At 56.7% G+C, this 24,774-nt stretch carries 32 protein-coding genes; all 32 read left to right on the top strand.

Translation table 11 applies throughout. The annotated features are described in order from the left end of the window. On the top strand, positions 1-561 hold a 561-nt coding region (locus tag KVT38_RS20055; protein WP_254639366.1), incomplete at its 5' end, for an RNA polymerase subunit sigma-24. A 232-nt stretch (positions 562-793) separates the two neighbouring features. Then, positions 794-1,492, top strand: coding sequence for a terminase small subunit (locus tag KVT38_RS20050; protein ID WP_217595518.1), 699 nt, complete (start codon positions 794-796; stop codon positions 1,490-1,492). After that, the gene (terL, locus tag KVT38_RS20045) at positions 1,485-2,882 is read left to right on the top strand and encodes a phage terminase large subunit (RefSeq protein WP_368859131.1); all 1,398 of its coding nucleotides are present in this window, start codon (positions 1,485-1,487) and stop codon (positions 2,880-2,882) included. The genes KVT38_RS20050 and terL overlap by 8 nt, the downstream gene beginning before the upstream one ends. Position 2,883: 1 nt before the next feature. Further along, a complete protein-coding gene (locus tag KVT38_RS20040) occupies positions 2,884-4,380 on the top strand; it encodes a capsid protein (RefSeq protein ID WP_217595517.1) in 1,497 nt (498 codons plus the stop codon). After that, entirely contained in the window at positions 4,377-5,513 is a 1,137-nt protein-coding gene (locus KVT38_RS20035; RefSeq protein ID WP_217595516.1) for a phage minor capsid protein, read from the top strand. The genes KVT38_RS20040 and KVT38_RS20035 overlap by 4 nt, the downstream gene beginning before the upstream one ends. Positions 5,514-5,632: 119 nt before the next feature. Then, complete coding sequence (locus KVT38_RS20030) at positions 5,633-6,235, top strand: phage scaffolding protein (protein WP_217595515.1); 603 nt, start codon at positions 5,633-5,635, stop codon at positions 6,233-6,235. An 11-nt stretch (positions 6,236-6,246) separates the two neighbouring features. Then, positions 6,247-7,203: a major capsid protein gene (locus KVT38_RS20025; protein WP_217595514.1), complete on the top strand. Its 957-nt coding sequence runs from the start codon at positions 6,247-6,249 to the stop codon at positions 7,201-7,203. Continuing rightward, on the top strand, positions 7,203-7,403 hold the full coding sequence (locus tag KVT38_RS20020) for a hypothetical protein (protein WP_217595513.1): 201 nt from the start codon (positions 7,203-7,205) through the stop codon (positions 7,401-7,403). The genes KVT38_RS20025 and KVT38_RS20020 overlap by 1 nt, the downstream gene beginning before the upstream one ends. A 3-nt stretch (positions 7,404-7,406) precedes the next feature. Further along, positions 7,407-7,709: a hypothetical protein gene (locus KVT38_RS20015; protein ID WP_217595512.1), complete on the top strand. Its 303-nt coding sequence runs from the start codon at positions 7,407-7,409 to the stop codon at positions 7,707-7,709. A gap of 11 nt (positions 7,710-7,720) precedes the next feature. After that, positions 7,721-8,086, top strand: coding sequence for a head-tail connector protein (locus tag KVT38_RS20010; RefSeq protein WP_217595511.1), 366 nt, complete (start codon positions 7,721-7,723; stop codon positions 8,084-8,086). Further along, positions 8,086-8,406 (top strand): hypothetical protein, encoded by a 321-nt coding sequence (locus KVT38_RS20005; RefSeq protein ID WP_217595510.1) that lies wholly within the window; start codon positions 8,086-8,088, stop codon positions 8,404-8,406. Before KVT38_RS20010 ends, KVT38_RS20005 begins: the two co-directional genes overlap by 1 nt. Then, positions 8,407-8,787: a minor capsid protein gene (locus tag KVT38_RS20000; protein WP_217595509.1), complete on the top strand. Its 381-nt coding sequence runs from the start codon at positions 8,407-8,409 to the stop codon at positions 8,785-8,787. Beyond that, on the top strand, positions 8,784-9,173 hold the full coding sequence (locus KVT38_RS19995; RefSeq protein ID WP_217595508.1) for a minor capsid protein: 390 nt from the start codon (positions 8,784-8,786) through the stop codon (positions 9,171-9,173). Before KVT38_RS20000 ends, KVT38_RS19995 begins: the two co-directional genes overlap by 4 nt. Positions 9,174-9,191: 18 nt before the next feature. Next, positions 9,192-9,668: a phage tail tube protein gene (locus KVT38_RS19990; RefSeq protein ID WP_217595524.1), complete on the top strand. Its 477-nt coding sequence runs from the start codon at positions 9,192-9,194 to the stop codon at positions 9,666-9,668. Positions 9,669-9,671: 3 nt separating this feature from the next. After that, complete coding sequence (locus tag KVT38_RS19985) at positions 9,672-9,989, top strand: hypothetical protein (RefSeq protein WP_217595507.1); 318 nt, start codon at positions 9,672-9,674, stop codon at positions 9,987-9,989. A 28-nt stretch (positions 9,990-10,017) separates the two neighbouring features. Further along, positions 10,018-10,332 (top strand): Gp15 family bacteriophage protein, encoded by a 315-nt coding sequence (locus tag KVT38_RS19980; RefSeq protein ID WP_254639365.1) that lies wholly within the window; start codon positions 10,018-10,020, stop codon positions 10,330-10,332. Next, positions 10,322-12,874 carry a tape measure protein gene (locus KVT38_RS19975; RefSeq protein ID WP_217595506.1) on the top strand — a complete coding sequence of 851 codons (2,553 nt, stop codon included), beginning with the start codon at positions 10,322-10,324 and terminating at the stop codon, positions 12,872-12,874. The genes KVT38_RS19980 and KVT38_RS19975 overlap by 11 nt, the downstream gene beginning before the upstream one ends. Positions 12,875-12,876: 2 nt before the next feature. Beyond that, entirely contained in the window at positions 12,877-13,236 is a 360-nt protein-coding gene (locus KVT38_RS19970; protein ID WP_217595505.1) for a DUF6711 family protein, read from the top strand. 4 nt (positions 13,237-13,240) lie between these two features. Continuing rightward, positions 13,241-15,274, top strand: coding sequence for a hypothetical protein (locus KVT38_RS19965; protein ID WP_217595504.1), 2,034 nt, complete (start codon positions 13,241-13,243; stop codon positions 15,272-15,274). Positions 15,275-15,307: 33 nt separating this feature from the next. Further along, positions 15,308-15,808 (top strand): copper amine oxidase N-terminal domain-containing protein, encoded by a 501-nt coding sequence (locus tag KVT38_RS19960; protein WP_217595503.1) that lies wholly within the window; start codon positions 15,308-15,310, stop codon positions 15,806-15,808. A gap of 78 nt (positions 15,809-15,886) precedes the next feature. After that, positions 15,887-16,087, top strand: coding sequence for a YqaE/Pmp3 family membrane protein (locus KVT38_RS19955; RefSeq protein WP_217595502.1), 201 nt, complete (start codon positions 15,887-15,889; stop codon positions 16,085-16,087). Between the two features lie 80 nt (positions 16,088-16,167). Further along, a complete protein-coding gene (locus tag KVT38_RS19950; RefSeq protein WP_217595501.1) occupies positions 16,168-16,389 on the top strand; it encodes a hypothetical protein in 222 nt (73 codons plus the stop codon). Beyond that, on the top strand, positions 16,355-19,096 hold the full coding sequence (locus KVT38_RS19945; RefSeq protein WP_217595500.1) for a hypothetical protein: 2,742 nt from the start codon (positions 16,355-16,357) through the stop codon (positions 19,094-19,096). The genes KVT38_RS19950 and KVT38_RS19945 overlap by 35 nt, the downstream gene beginning before the upstream one ends. A gap of 16 nt (positions 19,097-19,112) precedes the next feature. Then, a complete protein-coding gene (locus KVT38_RS19940) occupies positions 19,113-19,607 on the top strand; it encodes a hypothetical protein (protein ID WP_217595499.1) in 495 nt (164 codons plus the stop codon). After that, entirely contained in the window at positions 19,604-19,729 is a 126-nt protein-coding gene (locus KVT38_RS34855; protein WP_254639364.1) for a CD1375 family protein, read from the top strand. The genes KVT38_RS19940 and KVT38_RS34855 overlap by 4 nt, the downstream gene beginning before the upstream one ends. A gap of 41 nt (positions 19,730-19,770) precedes the next feature. Beyond that, the gene (locus KVT38_RS19935) at positions 19,771-19,914 is read left to right on the top strand and encodes a CD1375 family protein (RefSeq protein ID WP_217595498.1); all 144 of its coding nucleotides are present in this window, start codon (positions 19,771-19,773) and stop codon (positions 19,912-19,914) included. A gap of 63 nt (positions 19,915-19,977) precedes the next feature. Then, positions 19,978-20,304 (top strand): hemolysin XhlA family protein, encoded by a 327-nt coding sequence (locus KVT38_RS19930; protein WP_217595497.1) that lies wholly within the window; start codon positions 19,978-19,980, stop codon positions 20,302-20,304. Positions 20,305-20,317: 13 nt separating this feature from the next. Then, positions 20,318-20,596, top strand: a complete 279-nt coding sequence (locus tag KVT38_RS19925; RefSeq protein WP_217595496.1) for a phage holin family protein — start codon at positions 20,318-20,320, stop codon at positions 20,594-20,596. Then, positions 20,580-21,359 (top strand): DUF1906 domain-containing protein, encoded by a 780-nt coding sequence (locus tag KVT38_RS19920; protein ID WP_217595495.1) that lies wholly within the window; start codon positions 20,580-20,582, stop codon positions 21,357-21,359. The genes KVT38_RS19925 and KVT38_RS19920 overlap by 17 nt, the downstream gene beginning before the upstream one ends. Positions 21,360-21,478: 119 nt before the next feature. Continuing rightward, positions 21,479-21,688, top strand: a complete 210-nt coding sequence (locus KVT38_RS19915; RefSeq protein ID WP_217595494.1) for a hypothetical protein — start codon at positions 21,479-21,481, stop codon at positions 21,686-21,688. After that, positions 21,685-22,095, top strand: a complete 411-nt coding sequence (locus tag KVT38_RS19910; RefSeq protein ID WP_217595493.1) for a hypothetical protein — start codon at positions 21,685-21,687, stop codon at positions 22,093-22,095. The genes KVT38_RS19915 and KVT38_RS19910 overlap by 4 nt, the downstream gene beginning before the upstream one ends. Positions 22,096-23,021: 926 nt before the next feature. Next, positions 23,022-24,437, top strand: coding sequence for a SulP family inorganic anion transporter (locus KVT38_RS19905; protein WP_217595492.1), 1,416 nt, complete (start codon positions 23,022-23,024; stop codon positions 24,435-24,437). Positions 24,438-24,774 lie beyond the last annotated feature (337 nt).

Raw genomic sequence — 24,774 nt, 5'->3', positions numbered from 1 at the left:
CAGATGCGCGCGCGGATCAAGATCCTGAGTGAGCATAATATCGGTTGCGGCATTACGGTGAGCCGGATCGGCGAGGACGACCAGCTGCAGGCGTTGCACAAGCGTCTCCGCGGCATGCCGTCATACCTGTATCTGAACAGGCACGAGCAGCGATTGGAGGCCACGGCACACGCCTACCTGCGACGGTATCCAGCCGGCACCCGGGCGCAACTGCACGCCATACCCGCCGGCGCTATGGACGAAGAAGACGAACAGGCGCTGAAGGAAGTACGCCGATCCATCCGCAAGGTCATCGAGACGCGCGGGCTTTACATGGACGATGTCGATGATGTGCTGGAGCGCCTGGCCGAGCTTCAGGACTTGCAGGCCGAGGTCAAGCGGATCGACAACGTTCTGGAGGCACTGGCCGAGTATAAGCCGGATTACGCGCGGCTACTTCGGCTTCACGTCATCGAGGATAGGCAGTGGGACGAGGTTTCCGAGCAAATGTGCTTATCCAAAGACAGCTTTTACCGGATGAAGCGCAAAGCGTTACGGGAGTATGCAGTTATCGGAAGGTGATACTATTTTGCGAATAATTTGCGAATAGGTTGATAACACAGGCCATGTCAACCCGTGCTAAGATGATAGTGTGCAATATATGGGCGAACGTCAACAACCTCGGAGGGTTGGCGGTCGCCCGTTCTGCGTTTACATAGCAAGAACACCGCCCAGATGCTTTCCGAGACGGTGTTCTTTTTCAATATACCGCAACTGGTTCAATTTGGGAATATGACAGAAAGGAGGCCGTCTGATGGCGCTGGCCGCGAAGCAAAAGAAGTTTGTGCAGGAATACCTCGTTGACCTGAATGCGACTCAGGCGGCCATTAGAGCCGGCTATAGTGCAAAGACAGCGAACGAACAGGGGGCAAGGCTGTTAGCGAATGTTAGTGTGCAGACAGCCCTCAAGACGGCGATGAACAAGCGAGCAGCGCGTACAGAGATCACAGCCGATATGGTGCTTCAGCGTTGGTGGGCGATTGCGACAGCGGACCCGAACGAGCTTATTGCACATCGCCGCGTCTGCTGTCGGTACTGCTTCGGCAAAGATCACGAATACCAGTGGGCCGACGAGGATGAATACGATCGCCAGGTCAGGTTGGCGCAGGATCTAAAGCAGCCTGTGCCGACAGATTACGGGGGTTACGGCTTCGACCCGACGATCCGGCCACATCCGAAATGCCCGAAGTGCCACGGCGAGGGACACGGCGACATCATGGCGGCTGATACGCGCGATCTGAGCCCGCAGGCTCGCATGCTGTATGCCGGCGTCAAGACGACCAAAGACGGCATGGAGATCAAGCTACAGGACCAGGGAAAGGCGTTGGAGAACGTCGCAAGGCATCTCGGCATGTTCAAGGACAAGCTGGAGCTATCGGGCGGCGTGGACGTCAACAATCCGTACGCCGGCCTAACGACCGAGGAGCTAAAGAAGCTGATCGGCAGTGGATAAAGCGACGATCATCCGCGGCGCCCGCATGGAGTTGGCACGTCGGGAATTTTTTGCGTTCTGCCAGGAGATGGCGCCGGACTTCTACAAGCCTAATCGGCAGTATCTCGTCGATCTGTGCAACGAAATGCAAGACTTCTACGAGTCGAGCGATGACATTCTGATTATCAACGAGCCGCCGCGGCATGGCAAAAGCAGGACCGCCTCCATGTTCGCGCAGTGGGTATTGGGGCGTAATCGGCGAGAGAAGGTCATGACCGGATCGTACAATGAGACGCTGTCCACGACGTTCTCAAAGGCCGTACGGGATGGCATCGGCACGATCAAAGTTGACGCTGACAAGATCGTTTATAGCGATATCTTCCCAGCGACGCGCATCAAGCGTGGCGATAGCGCCATGAACCTATGGAGCCTCGAGGACGGCTATAACAACTACCTGGCGACGTCTCCGACGGGTACAGCGACAGGCTTCGGCGCGACGATCCTCATGATCGACGACCTGATCAAGAACGCCGAGGAGGCCAATAACGAGGCCACGTTGGAGAAGCATTGGGAATGGTTCACGAACACGATGCTGAGCCGTCTGGAGGAAGGCGGCAAGATCATCATCATCATGACAAGGTGGGCGACCGGCGACTTGGCTGGCCGGGCGCTGGAGCACTTTGCTGCCGAGAAGAAGCGCGTCCGCCTGCTGACCATGAAGGCACTCCAGGACGACGGGACGATGCTGTGCGATGAGATCCTGAGTCGCGAGTCATACGACATGAAGGTGCGGGCGATGGGTGCAGACATCGCAAGCGCCAACTATCAGCAGATCCCGATCGACATCAAGGGTAAGCTGTACAGCAGATTCAAGACGTACACAGATATCCCCCGGGACGCATCCGGCGCGCCGCTGTTTACCGGCATATACGCCTACTGCGACAGCGCCGATCAGGGCGACGACTACCTGTGCAATATCATCTGGGGCGTCTACCAGAAAGAGGCGTACGTGTTGGACGTGCTCTACACCAAACAGCCGATGGAGATTACCGAGCCTGCCACTGCGCGGGCTCTTTCTGCTGCCAAGGTGAACAAAGCTCGGATTGAGAGCAACAACGGAGGCCGGGCGTTCGCACGGAATATCAAGCGCATTCTGGAGACGGAGCTGAAAAGCAACCGCACGGACGTGAGCTGGTTTCACCAAAGCAAGAACAAAGTCGCTCGGATCGTATCGAATGCGACGTGGGTCATGCAGCATGTGTATTTCCCGGTTAACTGGCGCGATCGCTGGCCGGAGTACCACAAGGCCATGACGAGTTATCAACGCGAAGGCAAGAACGCACACGACGATGCGCCAGACGCCACGACGGGCATGGCCGAGACGATGTATCTGCTAGGAGGGATGGCTTGATATGGGCGTATGGACGGGGGTGAAAAACGCACTCATGAAGATGCTTCGGATACAGCCGGCGCCAGATAACCGGGCGATCACGATCAAGGAGCCGATGAGCTACCAGACGAATGTGCTGCGGAATCGGCTATGGTACCGAGGCGACCCGTCAGAGCTCGATCAATTCTATAAGGCGACGCAGTGGGATGCCGTCAGCAGGACGCGTTTCTGGGCCGCTGTACCGACGGACGGCCTCGGGATCCGCAAGATCCACAGCGGCCTGCCGGCGCTCATGGCGGACCGCCTAGCGGACATCGTCGTGGCGGATCTCGACAGCATTGAGCTGGGCAACGAGGCGCAGACGACGACCTGGGACGAGATCGCCGAGGATAACGACATCAGCGAGCTGCTGGGGGATGCCATCGCGCAGACGCTGGCGACCGGCGACGGGGCGTTCAAGCTGTCCGTCGATACGGCCCTGACCCAATACCCAATCATAGAGTTCTACGCGGCTGATCAGGTCGAGTACAAGCGCGAGCGCGGCCGGCTGCAGGAGATCATCTTTTACAGCGACTACGTTGCGAACGACAAGGAATACCGGCTCGAGGAGACGTACGGCAAAGGATACATCAAGTACCGGCTGCTGACGTCGGACGGCAAAGAGGTGCCGCTGTCCACGGTGACGGAGCTCGCCGAGCTGCAGGACACGACGTATGCCGGCGAATTCCTCATGGGCGTGCCGCTGATGTTCTTCAAGTCGCCGAAATGGAAAGGCCGCGGCAAAAGCCTATTCGACGGCGGCAAAGCGGATAACTTCGACGCGCTCGATGAAGTCATCAGCCAATGGATGGATGCCATACGCGCGGGCCGGGTGCAGAAGTATATCCCCGAGGACCTGGTCCCGCGCAACCCAGACACAGGCGAGCTGCTTCGGTCGAATCCCTTCGATAACCAGTTTATCAAGGTCGGCTCCAGCCTGGCGGAGGACGAGAAAAGCCAGATCAGCATGGTGCAGCCGCAGATTTTGTACGAGGCGTTCGTCGAATCATACGCGTCGGCGCTGGATATGTGCCTCCAGGGCATCATGAGCCCGGCTACGCTTGGCATTGACCTGAAGAAGACGGACAACGCGGAGGCGCAGCGCGAGAAGGAAAAGGCGACGCTGTACACGCGCGGCAAGATCGTCGACCGGCTCAACGAGGTCATCCCGGAGCTCGTTTCCGTGGCGCTCAGGGTTTGGGACACGATGCAAACCAAGACGCCAGGCGATTACGAGGCCAGCGTTTCGTTCGGTGAGTACGCGGCGCCGGACTTCGGCAGCGTCGTCGAGATCGTGGGCAAGGCCAGAGCTTACGGCGTTATGTCGATCGAGACATCCGTCGACGAGATGTACGGCGATACTTGGACCGATGAGGAGAAGGCCGAAGAGATCGCCCGTCTGAAGGCCGAGCAAGCAGGGGCAGCTGCAACTGAGCCAGCGATCAATCGGGACAGCCCGCCAGGGGATGACGTCGAATGAGCAGTCCCTATTCGATCGCCAAGATCTTCGCCCAGATGGAGCTCGACCTGATCAAGTCCATGAAGCGCAATCTTGCGCGCCATGAAGATGAGGAACGCCAGATGGGCTTCAAGTGGGAGCAGTGGCAGCAGCGAAAGCTCGAGGCACTCGCTCGGTATCGCAAGCAGAACGCCGCGCTGTTGGCTGCTTACGGCTCCGAGGTGGACCGCCTGACAGCCGAGGTAATCGAGGAATCGTTTATGGATGGCGCCAAGCAGACCGACGGGATCATCCGCCGGCTGTGGAATCAGCTTAAGCATTTATTCATCGCTGGAGAGCTCACGGAACCGATCACCCGCGTCGACGGGACGGACGAGAGCTTTTTTGGCATAAATGCGTATCGGCTGAATGCCCTGATCGAAGCCACGCAGAGCGAGCTGCGCGACGGGACGGCGGCGATGCTCCGGATGTCGGATGACGTGTACCGGCAGACCATCTTTAAGGCGCAGGTGTACGCCAATGCCGGCGCGGCCACGGTGAACAAGGCGATCGACATGGCGACCCGGGACTTTCTGGACCGTGGATACAACTGCATCACGTTCAAGGATGGCCGGCAAGTCAGTATTGCCTCGTACGCAGAGATGGCATTACGCACGGCCTCTCAACGTGCCGTATTCGCCGGGGAGGGCGCGCGCCGGCAGGAGTGGGGCGTCAAGACGGTCATCGTCTCGTCGCATGCGAATTGCTCGCCGCTCTGTCTGCCCTGGCAGGGCAAGCCGTACGTGGACGACGTGTACAGCGCGGGCAAGTCGGGGGAAAGCGGCGGAATGACGCTGCTTAGTACGGCGATGGCCGGCGGCCTTTTCCATCCGAACTGCCGGCACAACATGTCCACTTATTTTCCGGGCATCAGCAGCGTGCCGCAGCCGGTCGACGACGAGCAGGCCGAGGAGTCATACCAGGCGGAGCAGAAGCAGCGATACATGGAACGCCAGATCCGCATGTATCAGCGCCGGCAGGCAGGTAGCGCCGATCCGGGCAACCAAGACGCGGCCGCATCCAAGGTAAAGGAATGGCGCGGCCGCCTTCGTGAGCATTTGGCCGATCACGACGAACTGCGACGGGATCGCAGTCGTGAAAAGTTACAGGTTTAAGCAACGGGCCCTGGATGAGACTGCCGGGGCCCATTAGCCGTTGCTCGCGGCGCAAAACAAAGGGCCATCACCGGACGCGACCGGGTTAAAAAGCGAAGATGACGAGGAGGCACCAACCCATGAACAAAGAGCAATTTGTAGCAATCGGATTGCCGGAAGATATGGCCGAGAAGGCCGCAGCAGCCAGCCAGGACGAGCTCAAGAGCTTCATTCCCAAAGCGCGCTTCGACGAGGTGAATGACGCCAAGAAGAAGCTGGAGAAGGACGTCACCGATCGCGACGGCCAGCTCGAGGAGTTGAGAAAGTCGACGGGGGATGCCGAATCGCTCAAGGCGCAGATCACCCAGCTGCAGACGGACAACAAGGCCGCCAAGGACAAGTATGAAGCTGATCTCAAGGACCTGAAGCTGAGCAGTGCAATCCAGACGGCGCTGGCCGGTAAGGTTCATGACGAGGCGCTGGTCGCCGGGCTCGTGGACAAGACCAAGCTTGTTGTGGATGGTGACAAGATCGTCGGCCTCGATGAACAGGTCAAATCGCTGCAGGAGTCCAAGGCGTTCCTGTTCAAGCCCGAGGGCGGAAACGGGGGCCAGGGCGGCGCCGGTGGCTTTCAGCGCGTCGGAGGCAATGGCGGCCAAGGTGGGGCTGGCGGCGGCGCTGCTGGAGGCGGTCAAAAGAGCCTGGCGGATGCCGTTGCGGCGCATTTCCAAACCAACAAATAGGAGTGATTTAAATGCCAGTAACTTTGGCCGAAGCAAAAAAGAACGTACAAGATGACCTGCAAATGGGCGTCATCGACGAATTCCGTAAAAGTAACTTTTTGCTAGACAACATGACGTTCGATGACGCGGTCAGCCCGACGGGCGGCGGCGCGACGCTGACCTATGGCTATACGCGCGTTGTAACGCAGCCGACTGCCGACTTCCGTGCGATCAACACGGAATACACGCCGCAAGAAACGACCAAGCAGCGCTACACGGTCGACCTGAAGGTCTTCGGCGGTGCGTTCGAGATCGACCGCATCATCGCTGGCATGGGCGGCATCATCAACGAGACGACGTTCCAGATGGCTCAAAAGATCAAGGCCGCGCAGGCGCTGTTCAATGATACGGTCATCAATGGCGATTCCGCTGTCGATGTTGACGCCTTTGACGGACTCGACAAGGCGCTGACGGGCAGTTCGACGGAACTCATCCCTACGTCGGCGATCGATCTCTCGACTTCGGGGAACGTAGATACGAATTACAAGTCGTTCCTTGACATTCTGGACGAGTTCCTGATGGGGCTGGACGGTCCGCCGGATGCTATCATGGGCAACACGAAGCTGATTGCAAAGATCCGTGCAGCAGCTCGTCGCTCCAGCATGTATAACACATCGATGAACGAATTCGGTCAGCAGATCGAGAAGTACGGCATCATTCCCCTCGTCGATCTTGGCGCCAAACCGGGTACGAATAACCCGGTTATTCCTGTCAATGGCACGACGGGTGAGACCAGCCTGTACGCAGTGCGCCTCGGGCTTGATGGCTTCCACGGCGTGAGCATGGCCGGCCAGCCGCCAGTGCGTTCCTGGTTGCCTGACTTCTCGACGGCAGGCGCGGTCAAGAAGGGCGAAGTCGAAATGGTCGCAGCCGTAGCACTCAAGGCGACCAAGGCCGCAGCTGTCTTGCGCAAGGTCAAGGTGCAGTAATGCGCTACGAAGACGACGATACGCGCAAAACGGTGAATGCTCAGTACGCGGGCGTTAGCGTCGGTACACGGCTTGCCGACGGTGCTGACCCGGATAACGACGGCCTGGATCACCTCCGGGCCACTGAGCACGTCGGCACGGTTCTACAGGACGGCGCCGAGCCCGGCATCCCGGTACCGATTGACGAAGAGGAGGAATAATCCATGGCAAAGATCTACGCACCAAACAAGCAGTATAGCGGTGTATCTGCGTCCGTGTCGTTCGTTAACGGCGTCGGGGAGACGGATGATCCGAACCTGATCGCCTGGTTCGAGGATCATGGCTATACGGTCGAAGGCGGAACGGAAAAGGAGCCGGAAGTCGAAGAAACGGACATCGACAAGATGACCGTGGCGCAACTGAAAAAGCATGCAGCCGATCATCTGATCGACCTCGGCGATGCGACGAAAAAGGAAGATATTCTGGCAAAGATCAAGGACGCGCAGCCTGACCCGTCCGTAGAATAGGCGGTGCTCTCATGGCCTACGCAACGGCAGCGGACTATGAGCTGTACGGCAGCGGCTTGATCGCGCCTGCCGATCTAGACAAGGCGCTCGAGCGCGCAAGCGATCAGGTCGACACGCTGACCTATAGCCGCATCACAGCCCGGGGATTTACGAATTTGTCCGCCTTCCAGCAGCTCGCCATCAAAAAGGCGGTCTGCCAGCAGGCGGACTTTGTCTTTCAGTACGGCGACTACCTCGACATGCCACTCTCCAGCTACAGCGCGGGTAGCGTCTCCGTCACGCTGAACACGACGCAGGGCGCCGGCGGAATCAAATCTTTGCCCACCGTGTCCAACCTGCTGCTGTCGACCGGGCTCACGGGCAGGGGGCTGATCTGATGAAGCTCCCTTTTCCGACGTGGATCCTCAAGACGCCAGTGCAGGTTTACCAGGTCGAGCTGAGCGAGGACGGTGAGCCTGTTGAGACGCTGATCTATGACGGGTTATGCTGCTTAGACGAGAAGGCCAAGCAAACGCTGGACGCGGAGCGCCGCCTGGTCCGCCTATCGGGCAAGGTCATCGTGCAGGGTGACATTCTGCCGGACAAGCTGATCGAGGGTTACGTCAAATTAGGCGCGGAGCAACGGACGATATTCCGGTCGGCGCGGCCGCGCAATCCAGACGGCAGCGTGTTTTCGACCGAGTTGGAGCTGATTTAGATGGTCAAGGTCAAAACGACGATGAACCGTCGAGCGATTCGACAGCTCTCCGGCTCGCAGATCAAGGCGTTGGTGCTTACGGCCGAAGCCGTGAAGACCGAAGTCATGACGGCCGCCGTCGTACCCAAGCAGACGGGAGAGCTTGAGCGGAGCGGCCACGTCGACGGCAGCCGCGCCCGCGAAGGGCTCGCCAAGCTGGTATATGACACGCCGTACGCACGCCGGCTTTACTGGCATCCGGAATACGACTTCCGGCAGGACAAGAACGCCAACGCGAGCGGTAAGTGGCTGGAGGCTTGGATCTCGGGCGACAAGCAGCAGTTTGCGCCTAAGGCATTCCGCGCGCTCTATCGTCAGCTGAACCGGGGGACGATCCAATGATGCTGCTTTCGGAGGTTCGCGACTGGTTGAAGACGCAGATCGATTGCCCGGCATGGTACATCGGTAAGATCGACGGCAAGAAGGCCCAATGCATCGGGCTGTATAACGTAACCGGCGGGCTGCCAGTAATAGCAGTCGGCGGGCTGGAGAACACGAGCTATGCAGCGAAGACGGTGTCGATCCTCGTCCATTGGGGCAAGAATGCGGACACGGCCGAGCAGAAGGCCCAAGAGGTCTATGCGGCCCTGTTCGGCCAGTCGGCGGTGATCGGCGACCGCCGCGTGATCAACTTTGCGATGCGCACGCCGGAGCCGGTCAGCGTCGGCACGGATGACGAGGGAATTTACGAATACGTGATCGAGGTCACGATTCAATACGAAAGGTAGGGGATAGCATTGTTGAAAATGGATCTGCAAACATTCGCAGGGGCGACCGGCGTCTTCCCGGTGCACAACAACGTGTTCAAGATCGGCATCGCGGGGCGTTCTTCTTCCGCGACCGACATGGTCACGGTCAAAGACTTGGAAAACTTCTCGCCGGCCATCGACGGCAATACCGAGGAATGGTACGCGATGGACCAGGAGGGCTGGGTGCGCCGGGCAGTTACCGGCAAGGGGCTGACGTTCTCGTTCAGCGGTAAGCGCCACTATGGCGACCCGGGTAACGACTATATCGCGGGCCTTCTGCTTGGCACCGGGCAAGACGTCGAGACGAAGTTCGAATGGACGATGCCGAGCGGCGCCAAGCTGACGATGGACTGCGTAATTAATCTGACGCAGCCCGGTGGCGGTGACAGCACGAACATCGACGGCTTGGAATTCGAGCTGCTGAGCGATGGCAAGCCAACATTCACGGCCGCGCCGAGCGGCGGGGGAGCGTAATCCATGAGCAATATCATCAATTTGTCGGCGCTACTGAACAATGAGAAGCCGGCCATTCAGATCGGCGAAAAGCTGTACCCGGTCAATGACGGAATCGATGCCGTTATGGCTTTCCAAGAAAGGGCAGGCTCCGGCGTGCAGGGGATTCTGTCGGCACTGGAAACCGCGCTGGGCAAAGAGGCATGCGAGGACATCGGCGTTACCTCGATCAGCTTCGGGAATCTTCAGGTACTCGCAACGGGGATTCTGGCCGCGCTGACCAACATCTCCTACGAGGACGCCGCTGCCCGATTTCGCCGGGCAAGCGCAGCAGCCGAGTAACTGGTACGACCTGTATGAGGACTGGCCGTTGATCGAGGCGAGTCTGGCGAAGCAGTATGGCATTCGGATCAGACAGCATTCGGACATGCCTTGGGCCGAATTTTGCACGCTGGTGGCCGGGCTCATGCCTGACACACCACTGGGCAGCGTCGTATCGATTCGATCGGAGACGGACCCGAAAGCAATCAAGGCGTTCAACACGGACCAGCGCCGAATCTACAACGAATGGCGGAATCGTAGAGCCAAAGCCAAGCTGAGCAATCCGGCAGCGTTGGAGCAAGAGATGCGCAGTCTTGAAGCCGCGCTGGCTCGGATGTTCGGAGGTGATCAGGTTGTCAGGTAGCATCGGTCGCATAGATCTCGACCTCGGGCTGGATTACGGCTCGTTCAATCGAGAGTTGGACGGCATCGCCAATAAGGCGACGTATTTGGTGGGCGGTGCGTTTAAAGGCCTCGGCGGGATCATCGCCGGGGCCTTTGCTGTAGGCGGTTTGGTCGCCTTCGGCAAGGAGGCCATCGGGCTGGCGTCGGATCTGCAGGAGGTTCAGAACGTCGTCGACGTGACGTTCGGCAGCATGGCGGCCGAGGTGAACAACTGGTCGAAAAACTTGATCGACAACTTTGGCTTATCCGAGCTGTCGGCAAAGCGTTATAGCAGTACGATGGGCGCCATGCTCAAATCGTCCGGTTTGACTGGCGCACAAATGAAGGACATGTCCAAGCAGCTGACCGAACTTGCTGCGGACATGTCCTCTTTTTATAATCTCTCTAACGACGACGCGTTTTACAAGGTTTTTAGCGGTTTGACTGGAGAGACGGAGCCGCTAAAGCAGCTCGGCGTCAACATGAACATCGCAAACCTGGAAGCCTATGCGCTGAGCCAGGGAATCAAGACGTCGTACCAGAACATGAGCCAGGCGAACCAGACGCTGCTGCGATACAACTACTTATTGTCGGTCACGAAGGACGCACAGGGCGACTTCGCGCGGACGTCGCAAAGCTGGGCGAACCAGACGCGCGTGCTGGCGGAGCAGTGGAAGATCTTCCAGGGAACGATGGGCGCGGGCTTTATCAACATTCTGACGCCGGTTATCCGCGGGATTAACCTGCTGATCTCGAAGCTGCAGGTGGCGGCCCAGTATTTCAAGGCCTTTACGGCTGCACTATTTGGCGATGCCAGCTCGATATCTTCGACCGCGGCGGCAGCATCCGCGTCGACATCAAACGCGGCCAACTCGATCGGTGACGTCGGCACAGCAGCGACGGACACAGGCAAAGCGGTCAAGAAGGCAGGCAAGTCCGTCAAGGGTAGCCTGGCCGGCTTCGACCAGCTCAACACGCTGAGCCAAGCGACAGCGAAGGCGCTCGACGATGCTGCGGACAGCGCGGCTTTGTCTGGTCTCGGGGCAGGCCTCGGCGATATGGGCGCGATTACGCCGCAGGTTGACACGTCCGTGGCGACGGAGCAGGTGCAGGGCTTCGCAAATCGCGTCAAAGGCGTCATGTCTGGCATCGGCGATACGTTCCGCAGTGCTAGCCGCGTACTTGCTGACGCGTTCGGGCCGCCGCTGGTGACTGCCTGGGGGCTGATTGCGCCGCAGCTTGAAAGGCTCAAGGGCGTCTTCGGGTCAGTCTTCTCCGACATCAAAGAGCTGGGCGCGCCGCTTAAGAACTGGTTCATCGACGAGCTCGTCCCTTTCTGGCAAAAGGGCATTGTGATCGCCGGAAAGACGCTCGCGGGGCTGCTAGATTCATTCACGACCGTATTCGAGGATATATGGGATGCTGTCTTTCCGATCCTGTCGTTGTTCGTCAGCGAGGGCTTGCCGCGTCTCACAGAGTTTCTTGATGGGGCAGTGGATATCTTCTCGCAGTTGTTCGACAATGCCAAAATGATCTTTGACGACATATGGGAAGGCGCTGCGGCGCCAGCTATGGCCGCCTTGTCGGACGTTATCATCGGCACCCTCGATGTTCTGTTTGACTGGTGGGACACGTGGGGCTCGAAGATCACGAGCAATATCAAGACGAGCCTGGACAACATGAAAGAGCTATGGCGCAGTTTTTGGGACAAGTTCCTCCAGCCCTTTTTTTCCAACATGCTGGAGAATTCGAAGTGGTTATGGGAAAAGCATTTAAAGGGTTTGCTAGAGGAAATCGGGACTTTCATCGGCAAGCTGATTACGGCAGCGCAAGATATTAACAATAAATTTATTGCACCGCTGTTAAGCTGGCTCGTTGATAAACTAGGCCCGACTTTTAAAGTCGTTTTCAAGGTGATCGGTGATGTAATTACATCCGCTGTGGCGTTGATCGCAGACGTACTGAAGGGCTTGATAAAGGCACTTGGCGGCGTGATCGATTTTATCGCAGGCGTGTTCACGGGAGACTGGAAGCGCGCTTGGGAAGGCATCAAGACGTTTGCCATCGGCATTTGGGATGCAGTCGTCGGTGCCGTAAAGGGCGCAATTAACATTGTAATCGACCTGATCAATGGAATGATCGACGGAATTAACATGATCAAGATTGATATTCCAGAGTGGGCCGAGAAGGTGTCTGGCTATGACGACTTCGGCGTGCACATTCCTCGCATCCCAAGGCTCGCCAAAGGTGGCCTAGCCTACGGCCCGACGCTCGCTATGGTCGGCGACAACCGCGGCGCCGCAGCAGATCCCGAGGTCATCAGTCCATTGTCCAAGCTGCAGGAGCTGATGGGCGGTGGTAACTCCGAAATGCTTATCGTCCTCGAGTCGATTCTGGAGGCGATCCGACGGCTCGATCGGCAAATGATCCTGATGATCGGCGAGACGGAGCTAGGGCGCGCAGCAATCAATGCGATCAACAAAGTGCAGCGCCAGGAAGGCCGGACGCTGATTGGAGGGTAAGCATGGACATCAAAGTGAATGGAACATCGCTTGCGCAAGCGCCGACGGAGTTTACTGTCACGCCGCTGGATATCGACGATAGTGAGGCCACGGGAAGAACGGCCGACGGCACGCTGCACCGGGCCCGCATCGCGGTTAAGCGGCAGATTGACATGAGCTGGGGCCTTCTCAACTGGGCGGATACTGCTAGTATCCTACAAGCCATGGAAGGTCCCTTTTTCGAGCTCACGTATCCGGACCCGATGGACGGCAAGTACATGACGCGGACCTTCTACGCCGGCAACCGACCGACGCCGGCGGCGCTGAGCAAAGGCGGCACGGTATACTGGTCAAAACTGAAAATGACGCTGACAGAGAGGTGATTGGATGCTGTCCGTATCGCAGCAATTCAAGGACGCGTTCCGGGATCCGCGCCGATACGTCGAATTTAAGGCCGTCATCGCTGGCGTCGAATACGGTCCCTCGCAGATCGTCGACCTGACCATTCGCGATTCCATCCAGGACGGCGAGACGTTCGGCATCGGGACGGTGTTTTCTTCAGAGCTGGGTCTGTCGCTGCGGACAACCGACGAGATCCCGGTCAATGCCGAGGTGCGGCTGTACCTGCGAGCGGCTGATCTGACCTGGGATATGGCGACGATGTCCTGGATCGCTGCGGACGTGCCTTGGGAAGATGCGAGTACGGAGAGCATCCCGTATGGCGTCTATTACGTAGACAGCCGCAAGGAAGTCAACGGGTACTGGCGGTTCACTTGCTATGACGCGTTGCTGCAGGCGGAGCAGCCTTTCGTGTCGGCGCTGACGTACCCGGCGACCATGTCTGCCGTGCTGGCCGAGGCATGCGCTCAGGCAGGCGTCCCGTCAGCAGTGTCGGTCAGCTCCTCGCTCGTCTTCCAGATCGCGCCGACAGGTTACAGCTGCCGCGGTGTCATCCGGCTGGTCGCACAAGCGGCTGCGTCGTGCGCGCGGATCGGCAAGGATGGATATTTGTCGTTCGTGCCGTTCAAGCGCGGCGCGCCGGCGGAGACGATCACGACGAGCGAATACCGCAAGTTGACGCATACCAATCCGGTCAAGACGATTACCCGGCTCGTCTGCATTGTCGACGATGAAGGCTCAACGCTGGAGGCGGGCACAGGCGGCGCTGACAACACGGTGACGATTGAGAACCCATACATGAACCAGGCGGCCGTGAATAGCGCGCTGGCGCAGCTCAGCGGCACGACGTATAACCCGTTCACGATGGACTGGATCTGCCTACCTTGGCTCGAGGTGGGCGACCCTATAACGATGCAGGAATTTATCGGCGACACTTGGGAGAATACCGGAACGGCGTGGAATGAGACGGACATCCCATGGGACGGTATCGTGACGTTCGACTCGGTAATCCTGGTGAGCACGATCACTTACCGCGGTGGGGTGACGGGGCAGATTAGCGCAAGCAGCGACAGCGCGCCGCAGAGCGAGTTTAAGCCGGTCGGGACACTGACCGACAAGGTCAACAAGCTGAGCCAGTCCACGGTGAAGCAGGGCCGGAATTACTTTGGCGTGACGATTACGAAAGAGGATGGCTTTATTGTCGAACGCGATGATCATCTTACAAAGCTAACCCTAAACAGCGATGTTTGGGATTGGCGAGTGAATGGGAACTCGCTTCTATACCTCGACGCGCTCGCCGGCACGTTGAAATTCGCGGGCACGCTGGAGGCGGCGTCCGGAACCTTTGCGGGAGCGCTCATGGCGGCGACTGGAACGTTCGAGGGCGATGTGCAAGGCGGCCGGTTCCTGGGCGGCGAGATCGTGATCGGTAGCGGCAACAACGTTTTTAAGGCGAGCGATTCGGGCATTTGGGCTGGACACAGCAGCTTCGATTCGGCACCGTTTAGCGTGGATATGACCGGACATCTGTTTGCTTTCAATGCTGAGATACAAGGCGATATATCCGCATCATCGATACATGGCGGCACGATCGATGGCACAACGATTACCGGAACTAACATCTTCGGTTCGTATATCGCAACGAGCAACGGATCGTACCCGAGAGCGGAAATGAACAATTCCGCAAATTCGTTTGTTGTATACTCAAGCGCTACAAGTTACGCAAGATTTATTGCGAGTGCGAGTGGAGGATTTCCAGCCCTTGATTTTACATTCGGCGGTGTTGGGGCAACAATCTACGGCAACGCATCATTGTTTACGTTGGATTCCACCGGAATTCCTATGAGAATCGGTCCAAGCAACGCGGATATGAACCTTGTAGGCAACAACGTCATGATTAACGGACAAAGCTTTTCATCTAAAGCTGACAAGTCCAGTTTCACGGGTACGTTGTACGTTGCGAATACATCTGGAGGGGCAGCGAATCGAGCCATATCCGTAGTCAACGGAGTCATCCAATGATATACTTTGGAAAAATGGCAAAGGATGGCGAATATGCGCAAACTCGTTGTCGGGATGCTTATTGGTGCGGCTTTGACATTCGGAATACAAGCAGGTGCTTCCGGACTACTATCAAAAGGTGATAAAGTGGCGAACGTCCGCGAAGTTACATTTAACGGGAAGACCGTCGGTAATGCGGCAATTGTTAACGACTCCAGCCTCGTCCCAGTGAGGCCGATATCCGAAGCGCTTGGATTGGATATTAATTTTGACGGGGGGAAGATCAATTTGTCGTCTCCTTCGACTCCAGAGCCTACACCTTCGAGTGGGCCGGCAGCAACGCCAACTCCTGGCGCACAGCAATACACCATGGAGGCAATCAACTTATCGATACTCGGAATCGAGAATCAAATTAAATATTTCAGCGCTTCTGCCGATCAGTATGAGAAGGACGGTCAAATGGATATTGCCAAAACTTATCGCGAATACGCTGAAAAGCAAAAAGCGGAGCTTGTTATATGGCAACAGCGCAAGGCTGAACTTGAAGGAAAGTAATTACTTAATTGAAAAATAGTTCTTTTTATCCACGACTATATCTGCTATATTTGAGACAAAAGTCGCGGAGGTTAATTCATGCGTTATTTTCTCTGTTTTCTGCCGCCACTCGCCGTCCTCGCGTGCGGAAAGCCTGGGGCATTCCTGCTTAATCTGATTCTTACTTGTTTCGGCTATGTACCCGGCGTTATTCATGCGTTTCTTGTGGTCAGCAGCCATAAAGCTGACAAACGGAACGAAAAGCTAATTCGAGCAATCGAGCGAAATAGGGTTTCATAGTTAATCCACAATTTAACCACATATCTGCACAAAGGGTCCGTCGGCTGACGGGCTCTTTTTCGTGCGCGGGAGGCCCCAGCATGGCTCATAGACAAATCATTGTTCGAATGGATCTCGATCCGCGACAGCCCGTGCAGGAGGTCGTGGAAGTCGTGTCCGCGATGATCCAGGCGAACCTTGGCCGCGAGGACGAAATTCTGCAAGGTGTCAAGGAAGCAATCGAACGCGTCCAAGCCCAGCGCACCAAGATGAAAGGAGCTGAACGAGATGCCGAACCCGTACGCCAATCTGACGCCGTCTAAAAAGATTAAGGACGATTTTCAGACTATCACGCTAGGCTTTGATCGGGTCAAAGATGATATGGACGCGGTTAACCTTTTAATCGCCGATCATCTTTCGTCAATGATCGCCCACGCGGCCAAGAGCATTACGGTTGACCCAATAACGGGGGTAACAGCCGCAAACGTGCAGCAGGCTTTGGCGCAGTTGACCGCGCAGCTTACCGAGATCATCGCAGGCCCGGCGCCGTCCGCGGCCGAAGTATCCGACGCTCGTACTGGTGCGGATGCTATCGCCCGGGCTTCTGTTGGCATCCTCATTCGCGAGATTCACGCCCAGCAACTCAAGGCGGCGCCAACAGCCGTCACCCTATCCCCCGGCCTACAAAACATCATCGCCAATAGACGCTCCCGTCTCCGTATCAAGGAGATCAAGGGGCGGACGTTGGTTAATCTCGGAGGCAGAGCCGGGAAGTTCGCAAACTTAACCGGAATCACTACTGTAACCGGAACGTCGGCGGTCGTATCCGGTGGCGGGCAGGAAGGCCGTGACGCACTCCAGGTGACGGCATCGGGGGCGAATTCGTTCGCATCTATCGACATCGTCAATCAAGTATCCGTAGGCAAATATTACGTCGCGATCTGCAACGGCAAAGTCGGGACGGCCCCTTCGATGATTCTCGGACTAGACCCGGCAGCAGGCGCGGTTAGCGGTCCAAGCTCGAACACGATTACGTCGACAAGCTATTCCGTGCTATACCGCAAATTTTCGCCGACAACGATTGGCGCTAGGTTGTCGATTGGTCCTTACTCGTCATCATCGGCAAATGGACAAACGTTCTTCGCTGACGGCTTGCGCGTCTACGAAATCTCCGCAGCCGACTACACCGCCATCGACTCCATGACCGCCGCCCAAGTCGCCGCGAAGTGGCCGTATGTAGACGATGCCAAGCATACCAATGCGGTGTATGTGAGCAATGCGGGGAAGAATCTGGTTGATTCGTTTTCATCTTCTGATTGGACAATTGCTTCTAGCGCGACAATTAAAGGAGCAAACAGTCTAACTCTCGTAAATACAGCGCCGGGGGGCCATTCATCTTACCCAATCAACTTGCTACCCAACACGACTTATACTATCCGGGTCGAGGTACTAGGGGACAGCAATGTAAGATGGAATCTCACTCCGACTAAAGCTAGTTCTAGTTTCTCAGTTATTCAAAATCAATCATCGACTGCTACGATAACTTTTACAACTGATGCAACTACGACACTGTTATACCTAAATCTATATTCAAACACGGCGGGGACGTACACATTTAATAATCCGATACTTGTTGTCGGAGATGCATCTGCAATGCCGGCAACGTTCGAACCCAAGCGTGGCAGCTACCTTTACTTGCCAGATGCCCAACTCCGCAGCAACGTAGACGGCTCCGTAGCAGATAGCCTGTATACGGATGGAGAGGGTAAGCCGAGGGTGACGCGGAGATGGTGGCCTGTCGTGCTGGATGGGTCGCTGCCTTGGTCGTTTGGCTCATCGTTTACAGGTTACAAACGTGTTCTCTTTTCACTCGGCGGATCGCCTGTTATAAACAACGCAGAAGGCAACGTCGTCAAATACAATGGGTCCATACTGACGCGGAACTACGGCGTAGCTGATGGCTTTAGGGTCGGCGACGGGACGTCCAATAACCCAGTGTATATTACCATCCCTTCCAGCGACTCCGGTTGGGGAGACTCATACACACCAAGCGCTGCGGAGATCGCGGCGTATTTTTATGGGTATCGAATGTTCCAAAATGGTCAGTCTTCCAGCGTTCCATATAACGGAACAGGCACAAAACAGTGGTGCCGCGTAGATTTCAATACGCCGGCAGATGCACCGCTCACTGTCCCAACTGCGCCTTGGGCTGGATATACGCCATACCGTCTGATCTACCAACTCGCGCAGAGCGCGGACGAGCCGGTCAATTACGAAGGCGACCTGGTCTTGCACGAAGGCGGCAATCAGATCGAAGTCGGTACGGGGATTGTTGTACGTGAATCAGTCAAACCGACACTCGCCACAAACTGGGACATTAACAACAAGACGACAGGATCAGCGCTAAAATATCGAGTCGCCAAATTCGTCGGCATATACCGATCCGATCGTTTCGACGCCTTGTGGTCTACTTGGTCGGGAACGGATGTGTACGGAAATGTCGCAGCGTCCATCTTACCGTCAAGATTTGATACTGCCGCCCCATATGCCGTTACGTACTTAGCGCTCGACACGTATTCGCTTGGAATCGCTCCGCAGACCATCTCGGCCGACTATGCCCCGAACATCAAAGAGGGCTTGGACGACGTGACGCGGGTCGTAACTGATCTCAAGCGCGAGGTAAGCATACTACAGACGCAGAAAGCCGGAAAGCAACAATCACAATGGATTGCGCCGACGTTAGTTAATGGGTGGGTTAACTACGGAAACGGGGAGACGGTCGCGGGATACTACAAGGATGATCGTGGATATGTATTCATGCGTGGGCTCATAAAGTCTGGGGCGATCGGACAGGCGGCGTTTACGTTACCGGCAGGATACAGGCCTGATTCTCCGGTCCGCGTCTCCGTTAACTCCAATCTTGCATTTGGATCACTTATCATATCAACAGACGGCCGAGTCATCATCGATTCTGGCAGTTCAACAAGCTGGACAAGTTTAGCGGCGGTGCCGTTCTTGGCTACTCAGTAAAGGAGGGATAACGAACGTGAAGGAAGCTCATATCGTTGACTTAGAGGGTCATATCATTGAGTCGATCATCGTGACGGACGATCGAACCGGGGTGATGCCTCTTTACGAGGACCGAGCGCCGGAAGAAGAGGGCGGCCAACCAACGGAAATTGTCGTCGGTTACATCGTCGCAGAGAAAGTCCCAGAAGGGCTATATCAGCCCCGATGGGACTTTGCTGCATATGACGGGTATCAAACGGCCGTCACGGAGTCGCGCCTTGCCTACGCACAGGCATATTCGGACTGGAGCCATGAGGACGAGGATACACGCGGAGACGAGCCCGTGCTGACGCTGCCAGAGGCGCCGGCGTTTTGGGTGGAGGGATTGACGCAGGCAGAGATTGACGCCATACGTAACCAGCCACATGCGCCTACACCGGAACAGCAGATTGCAGCATTAAAAGCCGAAAACCTTACGACCATGGAAGCACTCGCCGAACTGTACGAAATGATGCTCGGAGGTGGCCTATGACAGTCATGGTGCAGGTCTATGTGCGGTTGATACAGGAGGGGCGCCGAACACTTGAAAGTGTGCCTGAAAATCTTCGGGAAGAAGTCGAAAAGGAACTGAATCAAGGGGCCGAGCAGACATGATGCTCCGGCTCTTTTTATTTCTAATCCTTGGAGGTGATCGTATGGCAATCGTGACGGTTTATGTGACGCTGATTCTGGCAGGGCGCCGGACGTTTGATCAAGTTCCTGCAACGCTGCAGCCGGCCGTAGAAGCTGATTTGGCTTCGACGGGACTCGGAACGGATGGTCAACCGCTCGGAGATTAGACAGCGGGCCTCGCTTCGGCGGGGCCTTTACTATTGGGGGTGGACGAGCTGGGGAGCGAAGACGTGAACACCGAGATACTGCAGCGATTGACCCGCGTCGAGACCAAGCTGGACATGCAGCTCGACGCCAGAGACAAGGCGGCCGAGGCGCTGCAGTCGGCTAAGTCGGCGCACCATCGCCTAGAGGAATTCAAGCAGCGGCTCGATGAGATGGACAAGCATTACGACAACGAAATACGATTATTGAATGCCCGAGTCGAAGCGGAATCGACGGCGCTTGCCGCAAGAATTAAAGCTGAGAATCAGGAGCGCAAGCTGGACCGTAGGTGGATGATAGCGACGATGCTCACTGTTGCCGGACTTGTGCTGACAGGGATCAAACTATTTTGAGGAGCGATCACATATGGAATGGACTGTTATCGAAAATCTGCTCGATCCGCAATTACTTATCGTGCTGTCTGCCTGCTGGGTGCTCGGCTACATTTTAAAGCGCACGCCCCGCGTGCCGGACTGGTCGATCGTGTACATCGTGACGCTGGCCGCCGTACTGCTCTCCATTTGGATTCTTGGCCCTGGTCCGCTGCCGCTGCTGCAGGGCTTCCTTTGCGGCGCCGTGGCGGTGTACGGATATCAGCTGGTCAAGCAGACCAAGGAGGGCGCAACCGATGTCACAAACGACTAAGGGCATTGACTGTGCAACGCCGCTCACGCCGAAAACGGCCGCTGCCGTGGCCGCTGCCGGCTACCAGTGGGCAGCCCGGTACCTCGTGCCTGTCGGGTACAGCAAGCGCCTAACGCGCGCGGAGGCGGTCACCATCACGGCAGCAGGCATGCAGGTCGTGAGCGTGTTCGAGACGACCGCCAGCCGGCCACAAGGCGGAGCAGTCAACGGCAAGAAAGACGGGGCGGCGGCGTACCTGGAGGCTCGCGCCATCGAGCAGCCGATCGGCAGTGCGATCTATTTCGCCGTCGATTACGATGCGCAGCCGAAGGGCTACGATCTGATCGAGGATTACCTGCGCGCGGCCGCCTCGGAGATCCCGGGTTATCAGGTCGGCGTGTACGGCTCGTATGCCGTTATCGAGGAGATGGCAAAGCGTGGCGCGGCCAAACACTTCTGGCAGACGTACGCCTGGAGTCGCGGCAAGCGGAGTAGCAAGGCGAACCTGTACCAGTACAAGAACGACACGCGCCTTGCCGGTATCGGCGTCGATTTGAACGAGTCGTATGGCGGAGAGGGCTGGTGGAGCACGAAGCCGATCGCTACAGAGCAACCGGCCGCGCCCGAGATCGTGCCGAAAGTCGTCCGCTTGATCGGTAACGAGGTCATCACGACCGGCGAGATCGTGGATGGGCGGCTGGTCGCACCGATCGCAGACGTGCTGAAGGCGGCTGGCGTCCCGTTCGCTTACGATAACGATACCAAAAAACTTTATCTGCTTTGATATTCCGCCCGGGGGCTTCGGCTCTCGGGCTTTTTTTTATTTGGTAGTTGTCGCCTATTGATTAAGAACGTACGTTCTGGTTAATATAAGAACATAAGTTCCCAGTGGAGGCGAACAAGATGGATATCACGAAATACGTAAATCGATCCGTCGAAATGATCTACGAGGACCAAAAGGGCAATTTCACGCAACGACCTGTTAAGGTGATCGCTGTGAACGACAACACGGTATCGGCCTACGACCTGACCAAGCACGCGCCGCGCAGCCTGCACGTCGATCGCATCCTCGCATGTCGGCCGCTGCCGGCACAGGGGCGTGGCATCTCATGACGGCCGAGGCAGAGGACCTGCAGCTCATCCAGGAGCATATCGAGATCATGACGCTCGTGGAGATGGCACGGGCACAGCATGAGGACGCCAAGGGTACGCGCAGCGGCATTACTAAGCTCGTCGGCAGCTTTCTCCAAGGTGAGCTGGAGCGCTCCCTGGGGCGCCTGAAGGCTCGGCGCATTTGGATCAAGGATAAGCCGGAACGGGCCGGGCTCAAATTGCAATTTACATATTCGGTCGCGGGCAAACGTGGCCTGTACGAGATCGAGCGCGCGACGCTCCGCGCCTACATGACGGAAAGGGTAGAGGACTATTCCGATCTGATCATCAAAGTGCAGATTCCTCGGCCGCCACTCGACGTCAAGTACGCCAAGGATAAGCACATGTTCATCCAGCCTAACCCTTAACTAGGAGACGTCGTTTTCGCCTTTCTATACGAAATTTGTAGGGTTTTTAAAAGTGTCAGTTTGGCTCCACCAAATGCAAACTTCAGACACGCCGATGAGGCGTGTTTTTTGCATTTGGTGAAGCCCCTTAGGGGGCGGACCCCGGGGGGGCGTTCCGCGCGCAGGAAGCGAAGCGGACGAGCACGGCATCGATATCTACCGCTGCGCTCTACTTCGGTGAATCTGCTTCGGCAGCAAGTTTAATCAGGATATCGTTATCCCCCTTGGCTCCACCAAACAACGACCACTTACCACGTCCAACTGGATGTGGTTTTTTTGTTGTTTGGTGAAGCCCCTTAGGGGGCGGACCCCGGGGGGCGTTCCGCGCGCAGGAAGCGAAGCGGACGAGCACGGCATCGATATCTACCGCTGCGCTCTACTTCGGTGAATCTGCTTCGGCAGCAAGTTTAATCAGGATATCGTTATCCCCCTTGGCTCCACCAAACAACGACCACCTACCATGTCCAACCGGACGTGGTTTTTTGTTGTTTGGTGAAGCCCCGTAGGGGGGCAGACTGCGCGAACGGAACGAAGTGGAGGAGCACAGATTCGATATCAACCGCTGCGCTCTACTTCATCGACAAAACTTCGAGAGTAATTTTAATGAGTATATCGAATAGCCCGGGGGGCGTTCCGCGCGCAGGAAGCGAAGCGGACGAGCACGGCATCGATATCAACCGCAGCGCTCTGCAGCGGCGAAAGCAGCCACCGTGGACCGCACGGTAAAGTAAATACCGACGAATGATAAAGGCACAGTCACTCAAAAAATTGAGGTGCTGGGCCTATTTTCGTTTACAAGGATTGCTGATTTGAAGGGGAATGGTAAAATGGACATTGTGCTGTCGTAGCACGGGCAGCAAGCGCATACAGATTGGAAGTGAACGGTTTTGCTTGGCAAACAAAGTTTTTTCAGTAATTGGAAAGTTCAGGTGCTGGCGGGGATTACGACCTCGCTGGCCGTGATTCCGGATTCATTGGCGTTTTCCTTTATGGCGGGCGTTCATCCGAATGTAGGGTTTTACACGTCGATTATCATTTTGCTGGTCATTACGGTGCTTGGCGCCCGGGGCGGTATGATCTCTGCTTCGGCAGGCTCGATGGCGGTGCTCATGACCACGCTCGTCGCCGGCCATGGGCTGCAATATTTGTTCGCGGCGACCATCCTGACCGGGCTCCTTCAGCTCGCGATGGGATTGCTGCGCGTGGGGCGCTGGATGAACTTCGTGTCGCGCGCCGTCGTCACCGGCTTTATCAATGCGCTTGCCATTTTTATCTTTATGGCCCAACTGCAAAATTTCCGCGGTCAGCCGTGGGGCGCATTTGCAATGGCTGGCGTCACCCTTGTCATCGTCTTCCTGTTCCCACGCTTTAACAAGACGATTCCTTCGCCGCTTTTTGCGGTCGTCGTGATGTCCGTTGCGGCCTGGGCGTTCCACATTCCGCTGCAGCGCGTATCCGACGTGGCACAGCTGTCGTCGGCGCTGCCCGGATTCGGCCTGCCGCAAGTTCCGCTCACGTGGGAGACGTTTCGCGTGATTTTACCCTATGCGCTGTCGCTGGCTATCGTAGGCACGACGGAGACGCTGCTGACGCAGGACTTTCTGGATAAACTGACGAGCGAGAAGACGGATAAAAATAAAGAAATTCGCGGTCAGGGCATCGCCAACGCCGCTTCCGGATTTTTTGGCGGCATGGCCGGCTGCGCCTTGGTGGCTGAATCCGTGCTGAACGTCAAGCTTGGGGGAAAAGGCCGCTTGTCCATGCTGACGGCCGGGCTTTTTCTGCTCTCACTCGTGCTCGTATTCGGCAGCGTGCTAAATTATATTCCGATGTCGGTGCTGGCCGGGGTCATGATCATGATTTGCGTGCAAATTTTCGATTGGGGCTCGCTTAAGAACATTCGGCGCATCCCGAAGAGCGAAACCACGATCATGCTGACGACGATGGTCGCGGCGCTGCTGACGCACGATCTGGCAATCGGCGTGTTCGCCGGCGTGCTGCTTAATCTTGTTCTATTCGTCGTGCAAATGTCGCGTATTCATGTGACGAGCGAACGGACCGGCAGCACGCTCACCTATGCGGTAACGGGCCACCTGTTTTTCGGCTCTTCGCCGATGCTTCGCGAGAAAATCGAGCTGCCCGGCGACGAGACGGCGGTTACGATCGATCTGAGCCGGGCAAGCGTATGGGACCATTACGCCGAACGCGACATCGAGAACCTGCTGGACGATTTCCGGCGGCAGAAGAAGAGCGTTCGCTTGATCAGAAAGGAGCCCGGCGTCATTTCATACAAAAACACTTGATTGTTTTTTATGAACTCGATTCATCCGAGATTTATCAAACGAAAACCACCAAATGCAATTTTCAGACACGTCGATGAGGCGTGTTTTTTTGTATTCGAAAACCCCCAGTTCGCTGTTCGCTGTGGGTTTCTGTTTAGTAACACGGGAACTCCCGACCGCAATATCGTTATATTTTAGCGCAACGCCCGGTCACTTCTATCCAGGGGGGCTGTGATACGATTGGAACGACAAAGGGTTGGCAAAAAAACGGGCGAAAAGGGAGATGAGGTCATGCGAATAACGCTGCGAGCCGAGGCCATGCTGCATAGTAAAAGAGCAATGACTGGTTTGTAAGCGC

Source organism: Cohnella sp. GbtcB17, assembly GCF_019091135.1.
Classification (GTDB): Bacteria; Bacillota; Bacilli; order Paenibacillales; family Paenibacillaceae; genus Cohnella.
This window is presented reverse-complemented; position numbering and strand designations above follow the sequence as displayed.

Coding starts and splice junctions, on each gene's coding strand:
- KVT38_RS20050 (WP_217595518.1), top strand. CDS start 794: ATGGCGCTGGCCGCGAAGCAAAAGAAGTTTGTGCAGGAATACCTCGTT.
- KVT38_RS20040 (WP_217595517.1), top strand. CDS start 2,884: ATGGGCGTATGGACGGGGGTGAAAAACGCACTCATGAAGATGCTTCGG.
- KVT38_RS20035 (WP_217595516.1), top strand. CDS start 4,377: ATGAGCAGTCCCTATTCGATCGCCAAGATCTTCGCCCAGATGGAGCTC.
- KVT38_RS20030 (WP_217595515.1), top strand. CDS start 5,633: ATGAACAAAGAGCAATTTGTAGCAATCGGATTGCCGGAAGATATGGCC.
- KVT38_RS20025 (WP_217595514.1), top strand. CDS start 6,247: ATGCCAGTAACTTTGGCCGAAGCAAAAAAGAACGTACAAGATGACCTG.
- KVT38_RS20020 (WP_217595513.1), top strand. CDS start 7,203: ATGCGCTACGAAGACGACGATACGCGCAAAACGGTGAATGCTCAGTAC.
- KVT38_RS20015 (WP_217595512.1), top strand. CDS start 7,407: ATGGCAAAGATCTACGCACCAAACAAGCAGTATAGCGGTGTATCTGCG.
- KVT38_RS20010 (WP_217595511.1), top strand. CDS start 7,721: ATGGCCTACGCAACGGCAGCGGACTATGAGCTGTACGGCAGCGGCTTG.
- KVT38_RS20005 (WP_217595510.1), top strand. CDS start 8,086: ATGAAGCTCCCTTTTCCGACGTGGATCCTCAAGACGCCAGTGCAGGTT.
- KVT38_RS20000 (WP_217595509.1), top strand. CDS start 8,407: ATGGTCAAGGTCAAAACGACGATGAACCGTCGAGCGATTCGACAGCTC.
- KVT38_RS19995 (WP_217595508.1), top strand. CDS start 8,784: ATGATGCTGCTTTCGGAGGTTCGCGACTGGTTGAAGACGCAGATCGAT.
- KVT38_RS19990 (WP_217595524.1), top strand. CDS start 9,192: ATGGATCTGCAAACATTCGCAGGGGCGACCGGCGTCTTCCCGGTGCAC.
- KVT38_RS19985 (WP_217595507.1), top strand. CDS start 9,672: ATGAGCAATATCATCAATTTGTCGGCGCTACTGAACAATGAGAAGCCG.
- KVT38_RS19970 (WP_217595505.1), top strand. CDS start 12,877: ATGGACATCAAAGTGAATGGAACATCGCTTGCGCAAGCGCCGACGGAG.
- KVT38_RS19965 (WP_217595504.1), top strand. CDS start 13,241: ATGCTGTCCGTATCGCAGCAATTCAAGGACGCGTTCCGGGATCCGCGC.
- KVT38_RS19960 (WP_217595503.1), top strand. CDS start 15,308: ATGCGCAAACTCGTTGTCGGGATGCTTATTGGTGCGGCTTTGACATTC.
- KVT38_RS19955 (WP_217595502.1), top strand. CDS start 15,887: ATGCGTTATTTTCTCTGTTTTCTGCCGCCACTCGCCGTCCTCGCGTGC.
- KVT38_RS19950 (WP_217595501.1), top strand. CDS start 16,168: ATGGCTCATAGACAAATCATTGTTCGAATGGATCTCGATCCGCGACAG.
- KVT38_RS19945 (WP_217595500.1), top strand. CDS start 16,355: ATGCCGAACCCGTACGCCAATCTGACGCCGTCTAAAAAGATTAAGGAC.
- KVT38_RS34855 (WP_254639364.1), top strand. CDS start 19,604: ATGACAGTCATGGTGCAGGTCTATGTGCGGTTGATACAGGAGGGGCGC.
- KVT38_RS19935 (WP_217595498.1), top strand. CDS start 19,771: ATGGCAATCGTGACGGTTTATGTGACGCTGATTCTGGCAGGGCGCCGG.
- KVT38_RS19925 (WP_217595496.1), top strand. CDS start 20,318: ATGGAATGGACTGTTATCGAAAATCTGCTCGATCCGCAATTACTTATC.
- KVT38_RS19920 (WP_217595495.1), top strand. CDS start 20,580: ATGTCACAAACGACTAAGGGCATTGACTGTGCAACGCCGCTCACGCCG.
- KVT38_RS19915 (WP_217595494.1), top strand. CDS start 21,479: ATGGATATCACGAAATACGTAAATCGATCCGTCGAAATGATCTACGAG.
- KVT38_RS19910 (WP_217595493.1), top strand. CDS start 21,685: ATGACGGCCGAGGCAGAGGACCTGCAGCTCATCCAGGAGCATATCGAG.